This window comes from Pseudomonas sp. NPDC089408, from assembly GCF_044749445.1.
Lineage (GTDB): Bacteria > Pseudomonadota > Gammaproteobacteria > Pseudomonadales > Pseudomonadaceae > Aquipseudomonas.
The window spans coordinates 1-23,748 of record NZ_JBIVHY010000011.1 but is presented as its reverse complement, the minus strand read 5'-3'; the positions used below and the strand labels follow the sequence as shown (position 1 = coordinate 23,748).

General features: G+C 55.7%; 17 protein-coding genes. 7 read left to right on the top strand and 10 right to left on the bottom strand.

The features are described 5' to 3' along the window. Nucleotides 1-454: 454 nt before the first annotated feature. A complete protein-coding gene (locus ACIP02_RS17900; RefSeq protein WP_400618585.1) occupies nucleotides 455-769 on the top strand; it encodes a hypothetical protein in 315 nt (104 codons plus the stop codon). A gap of 119 nt (nucleotides 770-888) precedes the next feature. Here the strand turns inward: ACIP02_RS17900 and ACIP02_RS17895 are convergent, their stop codons facing one another. The 5 genes from ACIP02_RS17895 to ACIP02_RS17875 all read right to left on the bottom strand — a co-directional run bounded on the left by ACIP02_RS17895 (nucleotide 889) and on the right by ACIP02_RS17875 (nucleotide 7,587). Then, complete coding sequence (locus ACIP02_RS17895) at nucleotides 889-1,107, bottom strand: MbcA/ParS/Xre antitoxin family protein (protein ID WP_279912918.1); 219 nt, start codon at nucleotides 1,105-1,107, stop codon at nucleotides 889-891. A gap of 132 nt (nucleotides 1,108-1,239) precedes the next feature. Continuing rightward, entirely contained in the window at nucleotides 1,240-1,932 is a 693-nt protein-coding gene (locus tag ACIP02_RS17890) for an ImmA/IrrE family metallo-endopeptidase (RefSeq protein ID WP_400618581.1), read from the bottom strand. 400 nt (nucleotides 1,933-2,332) lie between these two features. Next, nucleotides 2,333-3,442: a hypothetical protein gene (locus tag ACIP02_RS17885; protein WP_400618578.1), complete on the bottom strand. Its 1,110-nt coding sequence runs from the start codon at nucleotides 3,440-3,442 to the stop codon at nucleotides 2,333-2,335. A gap of 93 nt (nucleotides 3,443-3,535) precedes the next feature. Then, on the bottom strand, nucleotides 3,536-5,524 hold the full coding sequence (locus tag ACIP02_RS17880; protein ID WP_400618575.1) for a UvrD-helicase domain-containing protein: 1,989 nt from the start codon (nucleotides 5,522-5,524) through the stop codon (nucleotides 3,536-3,538). Beyond that, nucleotides 5,521-7,587 (bottom strand): ATP-dependent nuclease, encoded by a 2,067-nt coding sequence (locus ACIP02_RS17875; protein WP_400618572.1) that lies wholly within the window; start codon nucleotides 7,585-7,587, stop codon nucleotides 5,521-5,523. Before ACIP02_RS17875 ends, ACIP02_RS17880 begins: the two co-directional genes overlap by 4 nt. 399 nt (nucleotides 7,588-7,986) lie before the next feature. Here ACIP02_RS17875 and ACIP02_RS17870 point away from each other — a divergent pair, with 399 nt between their 5' ends. From ACIP02_RS17870 to ACIP02_RS17860, 3 genes are read left to right on the top strand one after another with little or no spacing between them, the layout of a single operon-like run. Beyond that, nucleotides 7,987-9,021 carry a hypothetical protein gene (locus ACIP02_RS17870; protein WP_400618569.1) on the top strand — a complete coding sequence of 345 codons (1,035 nt, stop codon included), beginning with the start codon at nucleotides 7,987-7,989 and terminating at the stop codon, nucleotides 9,019-9,021. Next, entirely contained in the window at nucleotides 9,009-12,170 is a 3,162-nt protein-coding gene (locus tag ACIP02_RS17865; protein ID WP_400618567.1) for a hypothetical protein, read from the top strand. The genes ACIP02_RS17870 and ACIP02_RS17865 overlap by 13 nt, the downstream gene beginning before the upstream one ends. Continuing rightward, nucleotides 12,148-14,505, top strand: coding sequence for an RNaseH domain-containing protein (locus tag ACIP02_RS17860; protein WP_400618564.1), 2,358 nt, complete (start codon nucleotides 12,148-12,150; stop codon nucleotides 14,503-14,505). The genes ACIP02_RS17865 and ACIP02_RS17860 overlap by 23 nt, the downstream gene beginning before the upstream one ends. Before the next feature lie 107 nt (nucleotides 14,506-14,612). Here the strand turns inward: ACIP02_RS17860 and ACIP02_RS17855 are convergent, their stop codons facing one another. From ACIP02_RS17855 to ACIP02_RS17845, 3 genes are all read right to left on the bottom strand, one after another. Next, a complete protein-coding gene (locus ACIP02_RS17855) occupies nucleotides 14,613-15,893 on the bottom strand; it encodes a hypothetical protein (protein ID WP_400618561.1) in 1,281 nt (426 codons plus the stop codon). A gap of 156 nt (nucleotides 15,894-16,049) precedes the next feature. Further along, on the bottom strand, nucleotides 16,050-16,898 hold the full coding sequence (locus ACIP02_RS17850) for a hypothetical protein (RefSeq protein ID WP_400618559.1): 849 nt from the start codon (nucleotides 16,896-16,898) through the stop codon (nucleotides 16,050-16,052). Beyond that, nucleotides 16,895-18,754 (bottom strand): hypothetical protein, encoded by a 1,860-nt coding sequence (locus tag ACIP02_RS17845; protein WP_400618556.1) that lies wholly within the window; start codon nucleotides 18,752-18,754, stop codon nucleotides 16,895-16,897. The genes ACIP02_RS17850 and ACIP02_RS17845 overlap by 4 nt, the downstream gene beginning before the upstream one ends. Nucleotides 18,755-19,049: 295 nt before the next feature. On the opposite strand from ACIP02_RS17845, the gene ACIP02_RS17840 reads away from it, so the two are divergent. Both ACIP02_RS17840 and ACIP02_RS17835 read left to right on the top strand, forming a co-directional pair. Beyond that, nucleotides 19,050-19,358: an RNase H1/viroplasmin domain-containing protein gene (locus ACIP02_RS17840; RefSeq protein WP_400618553.1), complete on the top strand. Its 309-nt coding sequence runs from the start codon at nucleotides 19,050-19,052 to the stop codon at nucleotides 19,356-19,358. After that, nucleotides 19,330-19,944: a hypothetical protein gene (locus ACIP02_RS17835; RefSeq protein WP_400618550.1), complete on the top strand. Its 615-nt coding sequence runs from the start codon at nucleotides 19,330-19,332 to the stop codon at nucleotides 19,942-19,944. The genes ACIP02_RS17840 and ACIP02_RS17835 overlap by 29 nt, the downstream gene beginning before the upstream one ends. A 520-nt stretch (nucleotides 19,945-20,464) precedes the next feature. On the opposite strand, the gene ACIP02_RS17830 is transcribed toward ACIP02_RS17835, so the two are convergent. Further along, entirely contained in the window at nucleotides 20,465-20,806 is a 342-nt protein-coding gene (locus ACIP02_RS17830) for a hypothetical protein (RefSeq protein ID WP_400618547.1), read from the bottom strand. Nucleotides 20,807-21,211: 405 nt separating this feature from the next. Between ACIP02_RS17830 and ACIP02_RS17825 the strand changes: the two genes are divergently transcribed. Continuing rightward, complete coding sequence (locus ACIP02_RS17825; protein ID WP_400618544.1) at nucleotides 21,212-21,964, top strand: SIR2 family NAD-dependent protein deacylase; 753 nt, start codon at nucleotides 21,212-21,214, stop codon at nucleotides 21,962-21,964. Nucleotides 21,965-22,050: 86 nt separating this feature from the next. Here the strand turns inward: ACIP02_RS17825 and ACIP02_RS17820 are convergent, their stop codons facing one another. Further along, on the bottom strand, nucleotides 22,051-23,397 hold the full coding sequence (locus ACIP02_RS17820) for a hypothetical protein (protein ID WP_400618543.1): 1,347 nt from the start codon (nucleotides 23,395-23,397) through the stop codon (nucleotides 22,051-22,053). Nucleotides 23,398-23,748: the final 351 nt, after the last annotated feature.

Here is a 23,748-nt window from a genome sequence, read left to right as displayed (position 1 = left end):
TTCAGACCGGCATCGCGTCCGCTGCGGGACATCGCCTTGGTAGAGTCGGCGGAAAACTAAGCTATTGCTTAGATTTTCTAGCCAGCCGAGACATAAACCGCAAAAACTAAGGTAAACCTTAGTTTTTAGATCCCGATCCTATGCAGTGGGTTGCCCAACAGAATCGACGTTTGCTCGCTAGTGGGGAGCCCTTCAAGACCGCAGCTGGAGTCCAGGGCCCAATCGATGACCGCGGTTCTACCCGCATCGTTATCACCAACGAAAGCAGTCACCCATTCGTTGAACTGGATTTTCAACGCATGACCGCCTTGGCCGAACTGGCGGAAGTTTCGATTTTCAACGCCGAAAGATGGCCGCGTAACCCGCCCAAGTCGTCAAGTTTCATTTACCATGCTGTCGACCCAGGCTAGGTACGAGCAGGCCTAAAGCCCCAAAACACAGAGGTACCTTTCGTTTGGCAGCAAAACCACTTACAGCCCGGGAGGCCTATCAAATCCTGCGCGACATTGCCCTAGGGGTTCGAACCATACGGCGCATTGGCCAGCAGTCGTGGGTTGAGATCTACTGTGGCTTGATGACCATTGAGAGCGATGGCTGGGTGCTCACGTTCTATAACGACTGCGACGCGCTGGACTACTGTGACAGCTGTTACAGCCCAGACGGCCGCGCCTACGTTTTCGATTCGATGCAGTCGTACAGCACCGATCCTATTGAGCTTATGAGTACCTGGGAGCGCGCGCAGTTGGAAAAGATGCTGAGCGATGCCTAGGCAGCCACAGCACAATTAGCTGGGATCTACGTGGGCTATTAAAGCGCTCGCCATGAGCGTCATCCCTAAGGGCAACTGGCCCGACATCTGATGTAGCTCAAGGTGCCACCCACGGCGAGTCACGCCCCAAACCCATGCTCAAAGCGTCTGGCAAAATCGATAACCGTGTCAGTTTCAATTCTGGTTGTGATCATGCTGGCAGGCGCCTTTCCGCCAAACGCTCGGCACGGACATGTCATCCAGCGCTGCGCTGCTTCAGGGTCGCCCTTATAAAGGCGTTGTGCTGCGTCGAGCACTTCAAGATAACGGGCTTGGTGGTCAGGTGGCATGGTAGTCATGCGTAAAATCCTTCCGCGCTTCACGTAGTTAGGAGCACACCCCCTTCAGCTTACACCCGGCCAGGAGTTTCAAGAACGTGATTCGAATGCCCTGGATGATCTGAAACCCCAAGCCTTGGGCAACGGGGTGTCCTAGGGCCACCGCACCAAGTTCAGCTCTTTGATCCGGATGGCCATGGCCGAATCCGAGACACCGAATTGCTGGGCCAATGACACCAGGTTTTGGTTGTTGAACCGGGTGCACCGCGCCAGCGCCAGCTCGCGCTCACCGGAATCTTTCGACGCGTAAAGCAGTCGATCAGGATTGATGGGATCGAGGTGATACGCGATCACGTCGCTGAAGCGCAATTGCCCCTTGCAGCAGAACATGAACTCGAACCGTTCCCTCAACAGCTTCTGAGGCATGAGGAAGCAGGCGGCAAAGCGATCGGCTTGTCGCTCTGCAGGTGCACGTGGTGTTTGCAGAGGACTGCCGTCAAAAGCGCGGTCGCGGTGCATGACAGTGTCTTCGTGGAGCACAAGATGGCCGACCTCATGCGCGCCGGTGAAGAGCTGGACTTTGTCACCAAACTCAGTAGCGACGGCGATCTTGTTCGATTGACGATCAATCAGGCCTGCGATGCGAGTGCCGGTGTTGTGTCGGTTGAACTGGGTATCTCCCAGGGTGGGATGCTCATGATAGTCGTAGCCACAAACCATGGCAGCGATCCGGGGGCTGCGCATCATCATCGGCGGAATATCTTGATCCGGCCACAGGTACCGGCGATCACGGTAGATCTGCATGAGCAGATCGGTCGCTGCTTTCTCGATATGCGCTTCATTCATGGCAAAACACCAGATATGGGCTCTCAAGCACAATCTAGCCCAATATGTAGTACTTTCAATATCTGGCTAACCCAACATATAGGTTTTGCCGATGAACGGTTGAATGAGCCTTCTAAGTCAAAATTAAGATGATCGCATTTTGCCACCACTACGGATCGCCGAGCTTCACATAGTGTGCGAGGATTCGGTCACGGCGATGGTCGTCGAGGGGGCTAGACCGTGGTTGGATGCCCCTCTAGTGGCGATGGATGGATTACAGGAGGTTTACTGGAAACATGGCTTTGGATGTTGCGTTTAGCGTTGAGGCTGGAGATTTTGTCGATCCTGACCGAGCCTATGACCTGTTCTGGGCGGGTGTCATCACCAATACCTGCATGGCGCACCCGTCGTGGTGTTCAGGCTAGCCGCCCTTCCCCGTCAGCTTGGTGATCCATTCATACGCAGCAACCGCCTTGCCCCCTACATCTCCCGAGGTGTTCACAAATTCCAGGACTGACTTGAGCCGGGTCAGCTGGCTGCGGTTGATCCGGGTAGTCGAGACCTGCTTAGCTGGTAGAAGGCTTTGGAGTTCTTCGAACAACTTGTCACGGCTTTCAACCCAATGCTGGGCCAGCTCCGCCACTGATGGGACAAAAAGCCCACCCCGTTGCAGCTCAAACAGTGGTGCTCGCCGGCTATCCAGTTCATCCGCCAGCTTCAACAAGCGCGTGATCTGTTCGTCCCTGAGGAATTTCTCAGAATCCTTGAACGAGAACCGCGCGAGGACGCTTTCAAGAATCTCACGTCCTTGACAGCCTTGACCTACATACGACGCCACCATTTGACGATCTTCATCGTTCCCATTATGCCGACGAAGCACTTGATCCAAGATTTTGGATGCCTGAGCTACCTTTGCACTGATGCTGTTGACGAGATCTTGGATTCGCTCCAAGGATTGGGGTAGCAAGCCTGCCATACTCGAAATTTCATTTTTGAAATTCGGGGCGCCATCCACAATCTTGCGGATTGTTTGCAGATGCGCTTTTAGGTCGTCGACAGTCCAGTCCTTCCCTAAGCAGAGAACAATCGATTCGTCCACCCCCTGAACGACCAATGATAGGCAAGGCAGGTCTTGGGGATTTACCCCAAAAATCTCCATGAATTCCGGGACGAACCTTGCCATCCCACGTGCTGATGTCTGCGCCACATGTTCTCTATGGTGCGCCCAGTCATCTGTCAGATCTCGAAAACCCGTGGTGTCGCGCAGCGGAAAAGCGGTGCCTGAAAACGCCCCTACCTCCCCCATGCCACGGTTGAGCCCCACGGCTGAATCTCCGTTGGGATCAAGCAAGATGAAAGCTACTTCGCTGCCGAGCCAAGCGTCTGCCGCTGCAAAGCGGAGAGTCAACTCCTTCAGCTTCTGCTGGTCTTCCAATTCCGGCGCCAGCATGACGCACATGATCCGCTGGTCTTCTTGCCTGGTGTGGAACCAGTCTACGAGCTCTTGGGGCGTTGCGGAGGTGATCAGCATTAGTCTTCCTTTCTAGTGCACAGTCAGATCTGTAAGTATTTGTTCCATGGTGTTCGCGCTACAAAGCGCGTAACCGCGATGCGGTGGTTTGCCTCAGGTCGCAAGTTCCAGAATCGACCATCCTGCTGCCTCTAGCGCAGCCCTTCGTTTTTCTCCCGTTATCCCCTCGCCCATGCTGCTTTTGCGGACAGCCAGGCACAGCATTTGAGATGGTCGAGTCATCCCCACATACATCAGCATCATGTCCTTCTTGGCGCTGTCCGGTGGTCGCTTGGCCGCTGCCTTTTGACATTCGAGCCATGGCATGAGCTTCTGAATAAAGTGGGTCTTCCGGAAGGTCTCCAGGATCAGCGTGGCCGCGTGAGTTTTGCCCTTTTCCGAATGGATGGATGACATACGAATGTCGACGCCATCGGTACCATCCTGGAACCGGTAGGTGTTGATCAGTGAGCCACCACTTTCGCTGGCCTCATTGGCAACTGGGGCTGTCTCCCAAGCAAGATACTGGTGACCCTCCAGATCTGCAGTCACGCCTTCGGCATCATGAAGCGCGGTTGCCACCCGCAGCACTCTCGGAGCAATGGTCGTGAGCCAGTCCTGTTCGGTCATTTCAGCCGGCCCGAATAGGATCAACTGAAGGCACTCTCGATACTGTGCGAATGCATGCGGCTTCGCGGTAAGCCTCTCCTCCACTGCAGCGTGGTGTCGACCTCTCAGTTGCATCAGGCTGCCCGGGAACGCCAATGTGCCAAGGTTTATCAGGCAAGAAGCCAACAACTCAACCGCGGAAGCAGCTGTGGCTTCTCTCATCGCGGTACGCCTGGCAACGTGTGCGCCTTCCGCGAATGTGCGAGGCTTGAACGATGTCTTCGTCGTGTCAGACCGGTAGGATGGCCAGTAATGCTCCAGGGCTTTCGGGTACTGGTTTGCCTTGAAGTTTTCAAGCCGGTGCACCGCCCCCACCGCGAATACACCATCCTTGCGGAAATCCTTCGGCAAGTGCTTCAGCACCAGCTTCCCGAATTCGTCCAATACACCCGTTGCATCGCTATCAGGGAAGACGATGATCGTGTTGGGGATACTGCCTGGTTGCCGCGGAGCACGAAGTCCGATCAGTCCATTCGTGATTGGGACATACGCGAACGGATTGGCGATCGATGCGATGGCCTGATCAAACCGGAAGCTGCTGGAAATCTCCAACTGACGCCCTGGATCAGGGAAGGGATCCTGCAAGGGCGTCTTTTTCTCGAAGATCTCTTGGTTGGGATCGCCGACACGAATGACACACACATCTGGGTCATCATGAGGAAAGACCCGTTGAAGAACACCCGCCTGGTCAGGTTGGGTGTCCTGCATTTCATCGATCAACACGCATGGGAAGCGCAGGCGCAATGCACCGCCCACGGCCGGCTCCTGGTCGAGTAAGGCGTGCCCTAAAACGAATACCTCATCGAAGCAGAAGTAACCGGCCTTCGCCGCGCCGCTCAATGATTTCACCACACTCTTGTAGGTCGCCGTGTGTGGCGCAAAACCAATGTCTTCATCGCCGAGTGGATCATCGAAATCGGCAGACCGGACTCGCAAGTTGTGAAGGCTTTTAAATTTTTTCTCGAAGGCAGCCTGTGCACCTAAGTGCTCACGATATGTCAGCTCCCTTCGACGAGCTTTGTGAGTGGCCTCATCATCGATTGCCTGCAGTGCAATGCCCTGCGAGCGTAACCATGGTGACGCCAGAAATCGGCCGGTGAAGCCATGGATAGTGTCGATGTAGTGTGGAAAGCGCAGCAGTCGTTGGCCCACCTCGGTGCCACCAAGGCGTTTCTCGATCTCTTCTCTGGCCGCGTTGGTGTGCGAAAGCACGCAAATACCCTGCATACGGCTCTTCCAATGGCGAGCCAGGATGGCAAGCTTGGCGACGACCAGGGTCGTCTTCCCGCTCCCAGGACAGGCTGCCACATCGACAGTGTCCATGGACTTCAAGAAATCACGGCGGGGCTCGTCCAGCGTATCTAGCCCCATAAGCTCGATGACCCAGTCCACATCTGCGTCAGTAATGGGGGCAACCAGTTGCCTGAGCGTCATTCGGCGGCCTCTTCCAGCGGATCAGTAGAACCTGCCGGTGCTGCCGGCGCCACGAGCGGGTGAGCCGGGCTGGGGGTGGTAGCCAGGGCTGCACCTCCGGTTGCGTATTCGATCGCATGGACAACATAGGTTGGCAACAATCCCCGCAATTTCGTGGCATCTAAGGAACCGTTTTCGAAACCTTGGTCAATGAAGTCGATCAGGTGCTGGGCTGCGATCGCTTTTGACGCCCTATTGAACAGTTTGTAGATCGCAGAGCAGCGGGCTTCCTCGGAGGCATGGGTCGTCTGGATATTTTCGAAGGCTTTCTGCGCCTTCTTCAGCAGGCTGGCCTTGGTCTCCGTGCCGTCGTCGATCTTTTCCTCATAAATGGCAAGGTATGCGGCGTGATGGACTTCCTTCGAGAGCCCCTTGAACGCCAGGTCGTATTCGAGCGTCCAGTGATCGGCAACGAACGTCCGCACACACTGTCCATCACTCTCTCCGCGCTTCTCGCGATGTTCCTTCAGGCCCTTTGCAATGTCCTCCGGTGTGGAGCCGAAGTCTTTTTCAGCGCGCCAGCGCCGCTTGGCGATGTCTGGCCAAACCGTCCCCTTGACACCCTTCAGGCCCCGAATCTCAGGCGCGCAATCGGGCATGACGTCCATGTCGGTAATGCAGGCCGTGGGCACGGTGATCTCGCCCTTGGACGTGTCCTTGCGCTGCAGGATTTTCGAATAGCGCCGCAGGCCGACACCACCCACGTTGATGATCGAGACCCCGTGCTTGGTGAGATCCTTGCCCAACCGACGTGCCAATGACGGCAGGAGGATCGCTTCCGCATCACCTTCAACGACGAGCAAGCCCTTCGCGAAGAACAGCCCCGCCTTGGTCACATCAAGGAACCGGCTGAGGAAGCGATAATCATCCGGTGCCAGGCAGGTTTCACTCTCGGCGAGCGAGAACGCTCGTTGCCGCTGCATCAGCACCAGGTTCTGCAGCGGTATCTTCGAACTCAAGTTCGGGCTATGGGTGCTGAGGATGACCTGAACCGGTCTCAAGCCCGTGGAGGGCTTTGCCGCAGCTTCGAGGAACTCCATCAATTGGAGCTGACGTTGCGGGTGCAGGTGGGCCTCCGGTTCTTCGATGAGGAGCAGCGGAAGCCCGTCAGGCTCTTTGCCTAGAAGCAGGAGTTCACAAGCCATGAACAACACGTTGTTGGAACCCAGCCCGTAGATACCACGCGCCTCTCCGGTGGCATGATCCAGCAGTCCGAGCTCCAGTCGTTCCAGGATTTGCTTGAGCTTGGCGGGATCAGTTCCTGCTTCCCCGAAGCCGATGCGACTCGCTAGGGGCTGGCCAGCCAGCGATAGCGGCCGAAGATACGTATCGTTGATCTCTTTCTGCGCGGAGACGATAGCGCCGTGACGGTTCACCAAGTGGCGAAGGAAATCACCCATGCCGGCAATGCTGAGGGCTTCTGCATCGGTGAGGTCGGTCGGGAGTGCCGCGGGATCAAACGCGTTACCCGCATCAATATTAGGGAAACTGCTCAATACCTGGGACAGCCGGGAATTCCGGCCTGGTGACATTTCTCGCTCGGCATCGCGCAGCGGTTTCAGGTATGCAGTGGCAAGCAGCTGTCGTACGCCCACGTCCAGTGATGGCCCCTCTCCCTGCTCACCCGAGCGAACCGAAATGTCGACCCATTTGCGGGTTGAGGCCGAGGCAACAACGCGGCGAGCTGACCAGTGTACATACAGGCGCCCCACGCCACCGGTGTAGGTCACATACTCGGCGAAAGCACCCAGTTCTAACGGGCTAAGTCCTTCCAGGGTGCACCTGAGTGTGATGTTTTCCGCCTGGGTGCCGCTGCTGGTGATGTGAAAATCCTCGATCTGCAATCGAAGGTATTCAGCGTCCCGGGTTTGCAGCACGTAACGGATCGCGTCGATCACCGCGGTCTTGCCAGCATCGTTTTCACCAACGAGAGCGGTCACGCCTTCGTTGAAGCGGATGTTCAACGCATGATCGCCATGGCCGAACTGGCGGAAATTCTCGATTTTCAAAGCCGAAAGGTACACAGCGCTGCCCCTATCCTGATTCAGTGGCAGGGAGAGGTTTAGTCCAGCGCCAGCCTGGCTACAATCATCCCTCCCTGGGTGTGGTAGCTATATGCCACGAAAGCCTGCCTAAGGCTACTCGATGTGGATGAACTGCAAAGCCCAGCCGTCAAATACCTTCATACCCCGACTCCAGCCATTTATCGGAACCTGGCCCGGGTCGTATGGAGGCAAAACAACGCAGCAAACCAGGTTGTATGGGCGTTCCACCGAAGCGCCGGCCCCAGCATGCAGTGCTTAACCCGACCAGTTGTCTTGCGGTAATCGATATATTGAACCAGCCTCTTTGATTCGGTGAATCGACGTGCAGAGCACGATGCTCCGCAGAGACACATGCTTCCGACTAAAGGGGGGGGGCTTATGGACTCGGTGGATAGCGACGCCCAACACCTACTTGGCCTGATCGTAAGGGCCGCTCAGCTCGATGCCCATCAACATATCGAGCGGCACGATCTTTTACGACAGGCCAGTGCTCTGCTCTGGTGGCTGGAGCCTGGATCTCCTCCCCGCACAATCGCCAACCTGCTCTCCTGCCTCAGCCTGCCGCTTGAGCAGTGGCTAGATAACCGTTTCAGGCAGGGGTATCAAGGCGCGCTCCAGTTCGCCGACGAGCCCACGATGCTGTGTAACGCCATAGCGCTGGAGACGAATCCTCGTGCTGGATGGGAGCGTGTTCAGCAAATAGTGAAGAACGTCCGAGACCTCTGCCGAACGCGCTCCCACGGGGATGATGAGTACCGGTTGTTTCGGATGTTTCTGATTGATCATGGTGTGGTTGATGCTGACCGAAGCCTCGACTTTCTAATTCCGCTGCAAGTGAGCTTCAACTCGCTGTACGAGCCTATTCCACAGCACCTGATCCGTATGGGACAGGTCTACCTGTGCCCGAGTTGCGGATGGCCAATGGAGATTCACCGTCGGGCTGTGTCTTGTGGCGCGCACTGGTGTGAGCAGACGGTTGGCATATTCCAGTGGATGGAGGATGAGCTGGTGAGTGTCAGAACTGCCAGGGTAATCCAGCCTCACCCCGCCAAAAACAAGTACCGCCTTACCCCGCCTCTGTGGACATTTACCTTGATCCCGGGGCTGCTGGAAATGCGTTTGCTTGATGGCATCAGTCGGATGGGCGTCTCTGCAGAGCTTTGGCCCGAGGTTGATCAGTCTGACCTGCGGTTCACCCTCGTTGATCGAACCTATTCGCTTGATGCCAAGGTTTGGCATTCGACCAAGAACCTTGGGCTGCACTTGGCCAGCACTCCACATGCGGACACGGTCATTGTCATCCCGGATTACCAGGCGCAGTTCCTGGACACGCTGAATGAGCAGTGCTGGCCCAAGCAGATCATGTCTGAGTCCCAGTGCCTGCGTTGGGTGAAAAACCTATGCCAACGCTAACTGAAAATGCGGCCGCTCTGGCGCTTGGGCTGGCTATCAAGTACATCAGCAAGGAGCCCACTCTTGCTGATGCGGAAGTGTTCCTGGTGGGGAGGCCTCATCTCTGGATGGGCTGGGAAGGCGCTTCTGACAAGGTTCGCGAACAAATTATCACGCTCATCAAGTATCGCCCGGTAGATCTGAATCAGACAGGGCGATTTCTTGAGGCGGCAGGACGAATCATGTTCGGTGGTGGCGCGCCGTTCAGGGTAGCGGGTGATGATCTTCTGACGGAACTGGGTACCACGCCACGCCTCAAGGAGACTGATGTCTACTATCTGCAGCCAGGCTTCGACCTGGATGGGCTGATTGAGGAAAAGCTCTGCGCCGTCAAAAGCGATCCGACCCTTGCGTCATGCACCAAATGGCCCGCAGAAGGGCAGATTCTCCTCCGTGAGACTCAGTCTGATGGCTACCGCACTTTCGTGATCTCCGAGGAACAGCGATCCAGGCTGGTGTTGGACGATACCCCTCTGCCCTTGTTGGAGGCACCAAACACTCCGATTTTTTCCTGGGAGAAGGCTTCGCTTCACGAGATCGCCAGGGCCCTGGACGAAGCTGGACGAGATCCCGACAACCATTTGCACCAAAGCCATTGCAGCTCCTTGAACTCGATCGTGCGCAACGACGGTTGCGTCGACGCTCAGGCTGGGAAGTTCTATCGGGTCAACGCTCCGACGGGAACGGGCAAGACCGTGGTGATGGAGTTGATGGGCATCCATACGGCCTTGCAGGGGCACCGCGTGGTGATCGCGGTACCCAACCTCACTGACGTACGCAACATGGTGGAGGCATTGAAGCGCGCGGTTCGTATCGTGGCACCTCACCTGAATATCGCCCCACTGCATTCCCAACGCCGGATAGCTAAAGCGGGCGATTACTACATCGCACGTGGACGCGAGGATCATCCTTACGACTATCGATGCCTGCTGGATGCCTGTGCTACTGACGGGAGCGTGAGCCAGCGCGATGTAGAACCTTGCTTCAATCTGCAAATTCCAGGAGAGCGCCGGGGGCGGGAGACGTTCAAGCGCATTCGTAGTTGCCCGTTTCTGAATCAGTGTGGGAAACGCACCATGCTTGAACAGGCCCTGGCGGCCGACATTGTGGTGGTCAATCACCATGCCCTGATATCCGGAACCACCCGTATCGCTGTCGAAGGGGGTGGCGGTGAATCGAGGAGTCTGCTTGAGCTACTGCTCCGATCGGCTTCGCTGTTTATGGTGGACGAGATCGATGGGCTACTGCTGAGTGCGGTTGATACCAGCGTCTTCGAGCTTCCGTTGAGTAACCACATTGAGCACAGTAGCCTTGCCGAGCTGCATATGGAGATTTTCGGGCGGGACTCCATTCCAGACGTCGATGCCTCGACCTTGTACCGCGCTCAACGAGCCTGCAATGCGGTGATCCTTCATACCACACGCCTCCTCCAGTTAGCCGTCAAGCACCTGACATGGCCCGATCGCGAGACTGTGTGGGAACGTGCTGAAGACAAGATGATTGCTGAGTACCTGGGCCTCGACCCACTGGTGCTCGACGGCGTCTGCGGCTACGGTGAACAGGCTATCCCTCCTCACCTGGTACCGCTTCGCGATCTCCTGCAGGCTTTCTCGCACAACGACCCTCTGCCGAGTCCAACGGAGGTCGTGGTCAGCATCGGTTCGCTGCTCGATAGCCTGGCGAGACGGAAAAAGTTGGGGCTACGGCTCAATGAGAAGAAGAGCGAGAAGAACGACAAGAAACTCGAAAAGCTCAAGTCGTCATTGGTCATCAGAACGAGTTTGCATTTTATTGAGACCAGCCTTCGCACCCTTTATGCAGATGTCCCTGTTCTTGCGCGCGCCAAGGTCGCCGCGGCATTGAGGGTACAGCAGGATCTCGCAGGCTCTGCGCCCTTCAGTCCTACCCCACTTGGGCCGCTTCAGCGCGTCGTTTACGGCTTCAAACGCAAGCACGAGGGACGTGATACGTGGTCGCTCCAGGTCGTAGCGATGTCCGGCGACCCTCACCGGACGCTTCAATATCTGCCTAACCTCACGTCGAAGATCCACGCCGGGGTGAATCGAACCTTCATCGGCTTCAGTGCCACCGCATTTTTCCCTGGCGCTAGCTGTTTCGACTTGAGTGCCAAGACGCTGATCGATGTGCCGGATGCCAAGGGAAACATCCGCTTCGAGAATGTGAATGTCTCTGTCCATGTATCGGGGGCTGCCCTCGATTCTCGCCTAATCCACGTAAGGGATCTGGCGTATGAACTATGGCCATGGCTTGTCAGTCGCCTGGCAGCGTTGGAGCAAGATCAGGACACGTGTCATCGAGCACGCTTGCTGCTGGTGACGGGAAGCGATGCCGAGGCAGAGCAACTTGCTTCGACGCTCTATGAAATTTCAGGGGGGCAACGGAAGGTTGCCTGGATTCGGGGAGGCAAGAAATCGGATCGGCAGGAACGGTTGCCACTGGCGAACAGGCTTACCTACGACGATCTCGTCGAGTTCGCTGACGGCCCCAATGCGGATGTGCAGTTGCTGGTGAGCTCCATTTATCCAATGGCGCGTGGTCACAACATAGTGACTGCGGACGGTAAGTCAGCGCTGGGTGGTGTGGTTGTGTGCGTGCGGCCACTGCCCTCTTCCGATCAGCCAGGTAACAACCTTGCACATCTTTGCTACAGCGTCGGCGAAAGTATTGAACCGTCTGCAACGCCAGGTTTGGCACTCCTGAATGAGCGTGCCAAGGCGAACCGTATACTCAATGGCATTCGGCTGGCTCCCCCCTACTTTTACAGCCAGCCCAAAGATATCCGGTTCTACACCATCATGAACGTCCTGGTCACACTCACCCAACTGGTGGGCCGTGCCAGGCGTGGCGGCACGCCAGTCACCTGTTACCTGGCAGACGCGGCATTCTTTGACACCCGTTTCACGTGGGCGATCCTTTTGGAGCGGACGATCGAGAAGCTGAAGCAGGATGGCCACTGGAACGAGTTTTCAACGCACCATGCGGGACTCGTGGAGGCTATGACGCTGTATATCGAAGCGGCAGGCCCGCAGACCACCGCAGGCACTCAAGAGAATGAGGGGCTACCTGATGACGATTTCCCTGAGGACTAACCTGTTCCGCTTTGATCCAGATGAGCTGCCTTCTGTCATGCAGTATCGCGCATCGCGAGATTTTTTAAATGGATGGCAGTTGCTCGCCAATCATTTCGGTAAGCCTTATCTGCCGACTGAGTCACTCGAAGAGATCCTCAGCTACCTCTCAGGTGGCCCGGTATGGGTAAACGCGCAGCTGCTCAAAAACCAGCAAACGCCGGTCATTGTGGCACTCAATCCAATCGAGCCAGACAAACTGAACCGAGCAATCAACGTCTGGGCCCAGCACATCCTGCGTAAAGCAGCGCCGGGCCAACAGGACTTCATCGATCTGCTCGTCCCCGAGGGCCCTGCTCCTCTCTATGCCGCTGACGTCATGCACGATCCTCGACAGTCCGTGGTGGCGTACAAGGTCGTCCCGTGGATGCTCGCGCAGCAATTATCGAGCGAACCGATGGAGTCATCTGTCCCGTTGAACCTCTCGGTTTGCAGTGACGGCTCCCTGCTTGCGTGGGACAACCCGTTGTTCTACGAACGTGGTGATCGACGCGCAGTGGCCATGCATTCTGTCTCGACGGGTTTGCTGCTGTTGCACAAGGTACCCAGCCAGTACGCCTCAGTTACAGTTCACCTGAGCCATATCCTGTCCGAGTGGCGCCACACCACACACGCGACCTGGATCAAAACAGAACGTGGGATTTCAAAATTCCAGATCCGCACCCTGCGTACGGACGAAGGGCAATTCCAAACCGTGTACACCAGTCCGGCTGCTGAACTCATCCAGCACATGGGCGAAGGTCATTTGCCGGCGCTGGGTGGCGACGAGGTTTCGCTAGCTGGGCCTGTTCGACCAATCCATGCCCATACACCGATTGGCTCACCTATCGGGAGCGGTGTCGGTACGGTCATCCTCGACCAGGCAAGCTTCCACGTCCAGAAAACCGTGACCTCTGCCAAGCCCATGCTGACTCGCTATGTCGGCCGGCTCATCGGTCAGCGGGATAGAACGCCGCAAGAGCCGGCTCGGCCGATTAGGATCGCCGTAGTTACTGCGCACACAGACGTCATGATGCGCATCAACAAGGCCTACGAGAATCTCGAATCAGCGTCTCCAGTATTCAAAGAGAAACCGAAGCCCGAAGTGCTGCTTCAACAGATCCAATGCAAAGATGCCCAGCGGGTGCTGACTACCAAGACATCCTCGGCCGATATTCAGAGCTGGTTTTCTCACGAATTGCTGCCACGGCTGAGCGCCTTGGCGCCGGATGCGGCAATCATCGAGACCACCCCAGAGGTGGCCACCAAGGACGATGATGATCCGAAACATGTCTTGCGGGCACTTTGCGCCAAGCACGGAATCTCTACCCAGTTCATTTTTCATCTGCCGCCTCAAGGCGATGGCGTGCCCTCTAAGGGCATTGCTGCTGGACTGAAGGGCCGTCTGCGGAAGGCTAAAATGGAGGAGTCTGATCCGCCTGAGGATTACCCTGCCATCAATGGACTCATCGATGCGATCCGAGGTACCGGATTTGTACCGTTACCGCTGGAGCGCACGGCAGGTATCCCCGTTGGCACCACCGTGGTTTCGATTTATGTCGATTATCTCAGCAGGCTCAACGTCTTTCTACCCGTGATCACACGTACCTTGGTAAGCACGCGCGAGATGCAGGTCTACGTGGATGGGCACGGAGGTCAACCGGGACAGTGGAAAACTTACAGCGAAGGGCTCTGCGCTATCCATGCAAGCCCGAAACTGCTGGATGGGGACGCTGCGAAGCTGATGATCAGGCAGGCACTCCTAGCCCCGACCACGGTGGCTGACAGCCCGTTGATTGTCTATATCAACGCCGGTGCGAAGCGACTGTACCCCGGCATGAATGACGGCGCCGGCGACGGCTTGCCCCCTGTACCGAAGAGCGCCTGGTTGATCCGTACGCGCTCTGATTACCAAACGGCTCAAATGACAGGCGTACATTCCCTCTCGCCCCTGGCACCGATGTACATAGGTAACCGCATCGGCGTGCATCAGGCCGAGCACCAGGATCTGGTGTACTACTTCACGTCGTACTCCAAGACCTTCAACAAAGTGCGGTCTCATCGCTACCACACGCGCTACGACGTCAGTCAGGCGCAGCTCAAGGATTCGTGGCAGCAACTGGGCGTGACGGAGTTTGTGATGATCCAGGAAGGAAACTTTGCGAACAAAGATCAGGTGGCGCTGCAGGCTGGGTACTGGTGCAAGAATGCGCCACTGTGGGACGGTTATTTGCGGCTTCCCTCCCCGCTTCATGCCGCCCGCCAGATCGCAGAGGATCATCCGGTTGCCGAGAAACTGAGGAAGGGGCGGTTTTAATTCAGCGATAACTAGGCACCACGGCTTATAGCCGTGGTGTAGCAGGCCGTAAGCATCCAGGCTAGGTGGACGGCTCCCAGAGGCTGTGGGTAGAGCGGTGGCGGCGCTCAGTCACCTTTAGGGTCGAGTTTTTGGATGTTCAACAGAGCTTCTGCTGCAGAGTTGTCTGCACTCTCACAATTCGGTACCAACCCTTCGAAGGCATCAGCACCCTTAAGTACAAATCCGTCACCAAAGATGATTGGGGGGCGATTCGGCAGTCCGCCCATCGTAAGGGATAAGGACTTTTGCTCCATGAGCCACTGATTGTTCTCAATCAGAGCAGGTGCTGCCTCATGAAAGTACCCAGGCCCTTTGATTTTCCTGATTTGTGTCACGAAATCAGCATGACTGCGCTCAAAAAATTCGTCCTGTCTTTTTCGCCAGAATGGCAGTAGATCGAAGATCAAGTCAGTGCTGTAGGGCAACGCGCCAGCTGTTGAGCGGCGCGCCAGCTCGTTGACTACGCTATGGATAATTGCAGCCTCCGGACAAACCCCTGCCATACGTCTCATCTGGCCTGCGGCGGAGATCAAGCCATTACCATAGCGCCTGCTACCCAATCCATCCTCAACCCGTCGGCAGCTCTCCTTTAGCATTTGCGCGGGCATGTTCAGTAGCAATGTACAAAGGCCTGCGGCAAGCGCGATCCCATGGACAGCCTCGGGCTGACGGGCTGCAATCGATACAGCATGAATGATCGCGTGATATTCCGGGGCGCTAGGATCTTTAAGGAAGCCTAGGGCTTTCTCTTCCGCCTCACCACGAGCACCATGGGGCAGACCGTCTCGCAAAAACAAAGGCAGCACATCTCTCTGCTCTTGGTAAACAGCACATGTCTCCAACAGGCTTCCCAGATAGATGGGGGACTTGAACAGAATGGTTGACCGATTACGGTCTTGGCCCCCGTAAAAACACAGGGAGATATGTTCGATTTGCTCATGTGCACGCGGCATGCTGAGGCTAAAATCGACCTGCCAAGGGTAGCGAGCGGCTAAATCCCGGTGCTCGTAACGTTCGATGAAATGATTCAGGGTGATGTCTTGCTTCAGCGTTTTAACCGGTGGCGTGCCTGCTACAGGATTTGCTTGCAGCTCGAAGATTGCCTTCAGCGTTCGAAGCCCTCTGATGGAGCAGTTCATGTCGAGCCAGTGACGGGTCTCGTGCGCCAACGGCGCGAGTACCTTGTATGCGCCCTCGACCAATACTAGCCCTGCATCCCAACCTGGGGAGTTGACGGCCCCGGCGAGCCTGACCAAGTCAGGCTGTTCAGCTCGCTTCAGATGTATGGTTTGGGTCAAGTGGTCATAGGTAGCGATACTGCTGGAATTCAAGCTAACGCCAAGCATCCGAAAAATCCCTAGCCGATGCAAAAAAGACGGCAGATTGTACTGTGACAGGGCTTTGTTTTTCGAGATTCACGGGACTGAAACGCTCGAATGAGAACGACTACCACGGAATGGTCGGCAGTCATTCCCAAAGCGGTTCTCACCGAACGCCTGGCTTTACTGAGTCTCCAGGAACGCTACTAGACGCCTCTTTAAGCGATCCTGCTCTTTGCCAGCAGCGCTCAGCTCAATCGCCTTTTCGAGTTCGGCTACAGCGAATGTGCTTGGTATGGCCGCGAGGATGTCGAAACGATGCTCATGGAACTCGTAGCGGTATCTCTCCTGCTTGGGTGACAAATTTTTAAACGCCTGATCAATCCACTCCAGGGCTACGGTGGGATTGCCTAACTGATGTTCAGCAATGGCCATGAGTCGTTGGGCGAAGGGGCCATCCTGCAAATCATCTCGTTTGGTCAGCAGTGCCCTGGCTTCCAGAGGTCTTTGCATCAGTAGCAGCAGTTCGGCGTGTCTCTGGCTGTGAAACCTGTCAGGTGGAAGCGTCTCGAACAAACTCAAAGATTCTGCCCGTTGTGACTCTGCGGGTGCACCATCGATGCGTGATGCCTCAAACAGGATGTCGGCCCAGGCAAACCTGTCCTGCGGTACAGGCAGATCATCGATTACGTGAGGGGGAATCGCGGCAATCAGCTTATTTAAAACAGCGGGTGCTTCCCTGGACAGAAACCTTGAAATGGTCGACATCGTTTGAAGCGCTTGAGAGACGCCTAATTCTGCTGCATCGATGAGCATGGTGGTGACAAGTGTCTCATGCGCAATGATGAGATCTGTGGTACCTGACTCAACCGCGGCAAAAAACACTGAGTGGGAAACCGGTTCATTTGAGGTGGCCGCGTTGTAAATCCTCTTGGCAATATCGATTGCGCGCTGCTGGCTAAGAGGGTCGCCCTTCTTGAGCAGACGCATGATTTGGATTTCAGTTTCAGGCAGAGGCTGGGGGCCACTCATGATGCCTTCGAAAATGCCAAGGGCTTCAGGCTCACGCTCAGCCTTACAAGCGCCTTTCCCTTATGGTGCAGGATCTCGGACTGCTGCTTGATAGTGAGCCCTTTCGCTGTGGCCAGCTTGTCAAAGACATCAATTCTTTGACTCAGCATTTGCTGCGCATGGCGGAGGGAGGTGAGTTTGTCATGCAGGAATAACTTCTCAACCGTCTCGATCAAGGCCATCGTCGCTATAGGCGTAGCTAAATTGGCGCCTTTAGCTATAAGGTCGGCATCCACGCGTGGGTCAGCTAGCAATTCCGGTCGCACATCTGAAGGCGACCAAGTAGATAGCATGGCGTAGGTGAAAGCGGGCCTGCGATCGCCCTCCTCAACCAGGCGCTGAATTTTGACACGCTGATTGATCGCCGCCGACCAAAAAGCTAAGTCAGTATCCAATGCAGCGCTACCCATGTAAGCGCAAACCTTATCAGTGATTGCATCCCGATCGGCTTGCGTCCACCAGTTCTGAGCTGAAAGGCTTGCATAAACTACATCGTGGAGGCGTATCACTCCCGGCCTGCTCGCAGCGGTCAAGCCATATTTACGCAGAGTTCTTACCACTGCTGGTGTGGCCAACGTCTTGATCAGCTTGTCATCAATTTGCGAAGTGCCAGCCCATTCAAAAAGTGCGAGTCCCCGCTCGGATGCTGCGCGTAACCGGCCGAGTAGCCGTTCTGCCAATATCTGACCATTGGATTCGAGTGTTCCAGGCATACGGCAGTCCTGCTCGATGTCGGCCCAAGTCGCTCCCTCACAAACCGCTGCATTGAGGAGGCTGATGGTCAACGGATGCCCTCCGACTGCCTGCCAAATCATATCCCACGTCCGCGGTGGGCAAGCTGACAGGTTGCGTGTCAACAATCTCTGGGCATCCTCCTGTGACATCGGAGGAATGACGTGCGCCTCAGTTGTCACGGCTCGACGGATTAGCAGTACATGGGATCCTGGCCCGCACAACGATGAAAGCGCGTCAGATGCAAGGGACTCACTTGCATCATCAACAACCACCAGACAGCAGCGATTTTTTAGCAGACCTGCCACATTGCGGAGCTCGCCCATGCGGATGATAGGTACCGCTTGAAAGTCTTCGATCCTTTTGAGGTTGTCCCCTGGAAGCCATAACACTGTGTGGTATTTTTGCCTATTGCGGTGAACATAAGCTGCCGCCGCATCGGACTTCCCGCTACCTGCCAGGCCTGCAAGAATCACACAGTTCCGCTCAGCAAAGATCTCATCAAGCAATCCATCTACTTCTGGTCGCGGGATTCGCGCGGTGTCAGGCTGTGGGACGAGTGCTTGCGCCGCCTCCTCCTCTGAGAAACGAGATAGGGACGGTAGGTAATGGCCCAGTTTTCGAACGGCAAGCTCATTGTCCAGGGCGTTCTCTATGATCGCATCTGCGATTTCTACAGCACCCCAAAGATGGAGTGATCGCCCATTCATTTCTGGCCAATTCATAGCATCGGTTTCAAAGGCCTGAGCGATCTTGGTAGCTTTTACAGCACTGGAGAGCAAGTAGATTTCTGTAGCATATGGAGCTTTAGCAAGCACATGGCGTAAGTCCGATCGTGCTTTTCCCATGCTGGAGTCGAAGTACTTTTGGAGGGCGGAATACTCTGCAGCGTACAGTCCATCCGGGGAGACCCCATCAACAACACCACCAACCGGAAAACCTCTGAGATTGATGCCTTGTGAGCCCACGGGCACCTTGAGAACCAGGTTCATTACTAGTCCCCCGAATGCTTCGAAGGCTTGACCGATTGAACCGATTTCAGCGGCTAGTTGACTGACGTAAAGCGTACGTTTGTAAGGTTCCATCTAACCCGTCTTCCTCAAATACCACCCAAGGCTGGGCACCGTCCGGGAGCACAGTCGAAAAACTCCAGCGCAAGTGAATGTGCTGGTGACCTGAAGCCCGTATTTTCCCGGATGCCAATGAGGTGATGCTATCTGGCCTTCGGCGTGAGCACTAGTGTGGGGGTAAAGCGATGGCGCAATCGCCATTTCTGAAGCTGTAGCTCGGCGGCACCGCTGAAGGAACTGGTCTCTCACATCACCAAGCTCACCCTTCGGGATAGACTGCGATTCCAATGAGGCTGTAAGGCAACCAGGGATGGCCAAGAGAACCCGCTACTACGCAGTTGTGTCCGGCAAGCCAGCCGGGATTTTCAACACATGGGAAGGTGGTGCTGCACAAGCAACACAAGGCGTTTCAGGTGCTGAACACGAGGCTTTCGCGACCTTGGAGCTTGCCCTGGAATGGTACTGGCAGAGGATACCTGATGGGGCACGTTACGCCTCCCCCGTCATTCATTTCGAAACAAGCGACATTGTGCCTGAGGCGCCGCACCAGGCGCTCCAGACATCGCTAGACGGCATGGCATCTGCTCAGCATGTTGTCTTCAACATCTGCCCCCCCTGAGACCAACGAGCCTTTCTACGTCGGCGAAACCATAGACCTTGAGCGCCGCGAAGCTCACTACCTGGGTTCCGTCAGCCGTAAACGCAAAGGTGTCTGCGTGAAAATTGCAGAACTCCTCGCCCAAGGGATCACGCCAGTGTTCCAGGTAGTTGAACGTGTCGACTCTAAAGAGGCTGCGTTGGACGCCAAGAGTAGGCTGTACAAGCTCTACGTCCAGAGGGGGCTGACGCTGTACAACCGGACGCTGGAGCACCGAGAGATACGCCAGTTGTACCACATGCCGGCAGTCCCGTTGACGGCCCCAATTGGCGATGGCCCCGTCTACCTAGGCCCTCACCTTCAGCCGTCCCGTGAACATTTGAAGCGTCGCGTGAAGGATCACTTGAGCCTCAAAGCGCCAGGGCTAGTGTCGAATTCGCAAGCCAAGGAGTATCTAGCTCTCCTCTCGGCGGCAACCCATGCCGACCTCGAAGCTCTCAGCTCCTATGCGGTGGCGACGGAAGAAGGCCCACGCCTGCAAGCCAACTTAGTCGGCGGTACCAGCATCGATTTCGATTACGCCAATGCGATTGATCAACTGCCATGATCCTCAGATTATCCGGGCGATGGCTTTATCTGGAGGGATGACGTCGAGTGCCTACGGTGGGCGAAGTCCAGAACACAGTACCGGACGATAAATCCACGCAGATGAAGGAGACGCAATATGTGTTTTTTCAAAAAGTACGCGAGTTTGTTTGTATTTAAAGCATAAGCGCAGCCTTTGGCTGCGAAGAAGGCGATTCCCCTTTAGCCCCTTCGGGGCCGACCAGATGCCAGCCTTAGGTACGAGGTAGGATCGAGAGACCGTCAAAGCGAAAAAGCTGATCCGGAAAAACTGTGGATAGCCTGCCGGTCAGCGGCAGTGGCCTACCTACTCGCTTTTTTCTTGTCCTCAAATATAGAACTCCGTCTCGCGAAAAAATTTTCAAGGGTGCCACCTTTAGAAAGATGAAAATACAGTGAGTTAACCTGTAAATGCCAATTTATTCAGGAAAATATACCGTAAATTGAGTTTTTCGTGGCCTGGTTTTCGGCCCAGATTGAGGGGGCTGGGGGATGAAGGGGGCTCAGAGCCCAAGATCGATGGCGAGCAGTCTGTCCCGCAGCTCAGGGGGCGCCGCGTTGTCGTCGACCAGCCTTTTCAGCACATAACGGCTCAGGTGCGATCTGAGCTGCTCCCGAGCATGAATAAAGCTGCCGTCTGACCATGGCATTCCCGTTTTGGGTATAGCGAGGTCAAGTATCGTAAATGCCGCTGCGCCGACATCCACCTTGTGGATCCGGGTCAGCACATCCAGGCCGGGAACCCGGCGAAAGCTTTTCAGTGCACCATTCACGATAGAGATGAGAGACTCACCATAATGTGCAGCAGCGCAATGCCAGATCTGCGTCTCCTTCTCAACCTTCACCACTAGACTCCAGACTCTCCTAACCGGGCGCAATATTCGGCTAAAGCGTGTTTGGATACCAGTAGCTTCGCTGCCCTCTCTCCCTTTTGGACGTCTTATGTACGTAGAGCTGGATCTGAACCACAACGACCTCGACGCCCTGCTCCGGCATTGCCGGGAGTTTGCGCCAAGCAGCGGGGACGCGCGGGAGGATGGTCGTTTGGCCGACGCCTTGGAGACACTCGCTAACGCCCTGGAGCATGCCTCGAAACCTGATTTCACTCAGGCCTAGTATTGGGGTAACGGCCTAGGGGTACATTTGTACACTTACGGCTCATAGCCCAAAAGCGGCAATAGGGATGACCAGGCTAGGGCCACCCTTCCAGTTCACTTGAACAGCACAAATGGCTTGATAGGAGATACTTCATGCCAGTCAATTCCGTTGCAGAGCGGTTGCGCCAGGCGAACCATGTGACCGTCTTCACCGGCGCTGGCGTATCAGCCGAGAGCGGTATCCCCACCTTCCGTGACGCGTTAACCGGACTATGGGAACGCTTCGATCCTGCCCAACTGGCGACTGCAGAAGCGTATCGAACCGATCCGAGCCTCTGCTGGGGATGGTACGAATGGCGCCGAGCGAAGGTTCTTCAGGCCATCCCGAATGCGGCACACCTGGCTATCGCTGAGCTTGCGAATCACGTTCCAAAGCTGACTATCGTTACTCAAAATGTCGACGATCTTCACGAGCGTGCCGGATGTGAGGGCGTGATCCACATTCATGGGAGTCTGCATACTCCACGATGTATCGACTGCGCCGTCGCTTACGGCCCTATCCTGCCTGACCAGGATCTGTCCCATGACGGATGCCGCATCGAGCCTCTGCGGTGCGGCGCATGTAACGGCCTTATTCGCCCTGGTGTCGTGTGGTTCGGTGAGATGCTCCCTGAACACGCCTGGAGCGCAGGGCTTGCGGCTGCTGAGGGCTGCGACCTGTTCCTGTCTATAGGCACGTCCGGTATGGTATTCCCCGCGGCGGAGCTTCCGCTACGAGCACTGAGCAAAGGGTCGACGGTGGTGCACATAAACCCCAGTGCGTTTGAAGTCAGTGCCGATGAGTACTTCTTGCAGGGCCCGGCCACCCACATCATGCAGTCGTTGCTGACAGATGCGTTTGGCTGATCGAATCTATTTCGACCAATTGCACCGCTGGCCCGGGCTCATCGTTGAGTAACCAGGCCACGCAGTATCTGCTCGGGTGCAAAATCCTACTCTGCACACCTGCGTATGTAAGCTTCGCTTAACCGGTGAGTCAGTTCTGTCAGTCGCTTCAGCTTTTGCTCCAGCTCTTCAGTAAGCCAGGGAGAAACGAGATTGCCGTGCATGACGCTGTTGCGCACTCGATGCCAGACATCGAGGTGATCCTTACTTATAACACCCCTTTCTACCAGTGGTTTCAGTCGCTGTATCACCCCTTTCTCTCGTGCGGATTGCAGTGAGGTCATCAATCTCTGGCGTAGTTTGCTTTCTCCTTCCCACTCTAGGACGTGTGCCTCCAGGCTTCTAATTGATTTTTCCCAAGCATCGGCTTCATCATCAGCACCCCGTATGGGCTTAGATGCGGGAAACATTAAATTGGCCATACCTTCGATCACGCTGGCCAGGGTCATGCACAATACCCAATGTGATCCTGTCGTCGCTTGAGCGATCTCTTGGTAGTAGTGTGTCAGCTGGTGGACAGCAAGATCCGGCTCAGCTTTATCCTGAGCTTCTCTGATGATCATAGACATAATCAGTCGATACATTTCCCAGAAACGATCGCCCTGCACCTGCAGGGGGCTGCACAGTAATGATGAAACTCGCGAGTCGGCAGCGTGCTCAGATACATTTCTCAGTGATACCAGTGAAGTACCATCCCCCATATTTCTTGCGATCAGCCGCGGATAAACCAATTGTCCCAACAAAATGTTAAGTGGCTCTCCGATCCAGTTTTCCAGGAAGACACCAAGCGAGGGCTTGAACCCGGAAGCCATGACCCAGAGCCTTTTCTCACTCCAGCTATTACTAAAGGCCATCCGCCCGCCTTCAACCTCAACTACGTGCTGTTGTCCTATACCAGTTCCTGAAGAAAGATTGGACTCAGCACGCTGGTGTAGCTCTTTGCGGCTGAGCAGTGGAATTGGAATATCCAACGAGGCGTCATAGACCACCTCGATGCTAGCCTCGGGTTGTACCCGCGTCCCCGAGGCTTTTGTCATGATCACCTGTATGTTTCCGGAGAGACGCCATATGCCTTGCGCGGTATCCCCTATCCGTACATCTACCCATCCACAGTTCCACTCAACGCCCTCGTAATCGACTGCCATTACCCTGAGCTGATCCAGGTTGACGAATGGATTTTCAAAGGCGCGAAAAAGGCGCTCGTGGGCTTTTTTCTCGTCGATGGGTTTCCCATGCATGACAAATTCCATCCCTGTACGGGAAGTGATGGAAATATGGCCAGGCCCGACGAAGAGCGGTTCCTCATGGTCATAGCCGATGACCTGCATGGAAGGACATTCGATGAGCAGCGGTACCTGCAAAAGCCGATGAGCCCAATTGTCAAGTGTTCGCATTCTCTGTCCTTGCGCTGTAGCGCTTGAGAAAAACGGATTGAATTTTAATGAATATGATTATGCGGCCCTAGTATTGCCCGGAGAGGAAGCATCACTGTTTCAAGTGAATACTTGTCAGCGGCCCTTTTTCTTCAATCAGTCGCAGTGGCCAGGATTTGGGTGCCGCACGTCCCGGGAGCCGGCGTTAGTATGTGTAGCGTTGATGGTTTTTTCAAACTCAGCGGAATTTCCCTGCGTGCTGTAGATGGGTATGGTGGGCGGTCTCAGTGACCAAGTGCAACACCCGAGGTAAGGTGCTGCATGACTACTCACTACACCCACTTGACCATCGAAGAGCGCGTAACGCTAATG